The sequence below is a fragment of the uncultured Tenacibaculum sp. genome, from assembly GCF_947495995.1.
In the GTDB taxonomy this organism is placed as follows: Bacteria; Bacteroidota; Bacteroidia; order Flavobacteriales; family Flavobacteriaceae; genus Polaribacter.
Genome location: NZ_CANMAX010000024.1, coordinates 1 through 2,732 on the forward strand (window position 1 = coordinate 1; position 2,732 = coordinate 2,732).

At 40.4% G+C, this 2,732-nt stretch carries 1 protein-coding gene; it reads right to left on the reverse strand.

Annotation, left to right across the window (positions count from 1 at the left end):
* The coding region (locus Q1A15_RS20885) for a hypothetical protein (protein WP_299628380.1) at positions 1-2,732 on the reverse strand (2,732 nt) is incomplete at both ends.

Genomic DNA, 2,732 nt, shown 5'->3' on the forward strand with positions numbered 1-2,732 from the left:
TATGTTGAAGTTGCTACTGGACTAGTGACATTAATACTTCCAGTTGCTACTGTACACGTTGGATCAGTATGTGTTGCTACTGGCGCAGCAGGTGTTGTTAATACAGGATCAATAATAATCGTAGTTGCCGTAGATACGCATCCATCCGAATTTGTTTCTGTTAACTCATAAGTTCCTGATGCTAAAGCTGTAAAACTAGTTCCTGTTTGAGCAGCTACTACAGGAGTTATTCCTGTTAAGGTATATGTTGAAGTTGCTACTGGACTAGTGACATTAATACTTCCTGTTGCTACTAAACAGGTTGGATCTACATGTGTTGCAGCTGGCGCAGCTGGTGTTGTTAATGCAGGATCAATAACAATCGTAGTCGCAGCAGAAATACAACCATCTGCATTTGTTTCTGTCAATTCATAAGTTCCTGGTGTTAATGTTGTAAAACTAGTTCCGGTTTGTGCAGCTACTACAGGAGTTATTCCTGTTAAGGTATATATTGAAGTTGCTACTGGACTGGTGACACTAATACTTCCTGTTGCTACTAAACAGGTCGGATCAGTATGTGTTGCTACTGGCGCAGCAGGTGTTGTTAATGCAGGATCTATAATAATCGTAGTCGCCCCAGATATACAACCGTCCGCATTTGTTTCTGTCAACTCATAAGTTCCTGGTGCTAATGTTATAAAGCTAGTTCCAGTTTGAGCAGCTACTACAGGAGTTATTCCTGTTAAGGTATATGTTGAAGTTACTACAGGAGTCGTAACATTGATACTTCCGGTTGCTACTAAACAGGTTGGATCAGTATGTGTTGCAACTGGTGCAGCAGGTGTTGTTAATGCAGGATCAATAACAATAGTAGTCGCCACAGAAATACAACCATCCACATTTGTTTCAGTTAACTCATAAGTTCCTGGTGCTAAGGTTGTAAAAATAGTTCCAGTTTGTGCAGCAACTACAGGAGTTATTCCTGTTAAGGTATATGTTGAAGTTACTACAGGAGTCGTAACATTGATACTTCCTGTTGCTACTAAACAGGTCGGATCTGTATGTGTTGCAACTGGCGCAGCAGGTGTTGTTAATGCAGGATCAATAATAATCGTAGTCGCCACAGAAATACATCCGTCTGCATTTGTTTCAGTTAACTCATAAGTTCCTGGTGCTAAGGTTGTAAAAATAGTTCCAGTTTGTGCAGCAACTACAGGAGTTATTCCTGTTAAGGTATATGTTGAAGTTACTACAGGAGTCGTAACATTGATACTTCCTGTTGCTACTAAACAGGTCGGATCTGTATGTGTTGCAACTGGCGCAGCAGGTGTTGTTAATGCAGGATCAATAATAATCGTAGTCGCCACAGAAATACATCCGTCTGCATTTGTTTCTGTCAACTCATAAGTTCCTGGTGCTAAGGTTGTAAAACTAGTTCCTGTTTGAGCAGCTACCACTGGAGTTATCCCTGTTAAAGTATATGTTGAAGTTGCTACAGGAGTCGTAACATTGATACTTCCTGTTGCTACTAAACAGGTTGGATCTGTATGTGTTGCAGTTGGCGCAGCTGGTGTTGTTAATGCAGGATCTATAACAATAGTAGTCGCCACAGAAATACAACCGTCTACATTGGTTTCTGTCAACTCATAAGTTCCTGATGCTAATGTTGTAAAGCTAGTTCCAGTTTGCGCGGCTACTACAGGAGTTATTCCTGTTAAGGTATATGTTGAAGTTACTATTGGACTAGTGACATTAATACTTCCGGTTGCTACTAAACAGGTCGGATCTGTATGTGTTGCAGCTGGAGCAGCAGGTGTTGTTAATGCAGGATCAATAATAATCGTAGTCGCCACAGAAATACATCCGTCTGCATTTGTTTCTGTTAATTCATAAGTTCCTGGTGCTAAAGCTGTAAAACTAGTTCCAGTTTGTGCAGCTACTACAGGAGTTATTCCTGTTAATGTATATGTTGAAGTCGCTATTGGACTAGTGACATTAATACTTCCGGTTGCTACTAAACAGGTCGGATCTGTATGTGTTGCAGCTGGAGCAGCAGGTGTTGTTAATGCAGGATCAATAATAATCGTAGTCGCCACAGAAATACATCCGTCTGCATTTGTTTCTGTTAATTCATAAGTTCCTGGTGCTAAAGCTGTAAAACTAGTTCCAGTTTGTGCAGCTACTACAGGAGTTATTCCTGTTAATGTATATATTGAAGTCGCTACAGGAGTCGTAACATTAATACTTCCGGTTGCTACTAAACAGGTTGGATCAGTATGTGTTGCAGCTGGAGCAGCAGGTGTTGTTAATGCAGGATCAATAATAATCGTAGTCGCCACAGAAATACATCCGTCTGCATTTGTTTCTGTTAATTCATAAGTTCCTGGTGCTAAAGTTGTAAAACTAGTTCCAGTTTGTGCAGCTACTACAGGAGTTATTCCTGTTAATGTATATGTTGAAGTCGCTACAGGAGTCGTAACATTGATACTTCCGGTTGCTACTAAACAGGTTGGATCTACATGTGTTGCAACTGGAACAGCTGGTGTTGTTAATGCAGGATCAATAACAATAGTAGTCGCAGCAGAAACACAACCACTGGCATTTGTTTCTGTTAACTCATAAGTTCCTGGAGCTAAGGTTATAAAACTAGTTCCAGTTTGAGCAGCTATTACAGGTGTTATTCCTGTTAAAGTATATGTTGAAGTCGCTACTGGACTGGTAACATTGATACTTCCTGTTGCTACTAAACAGGT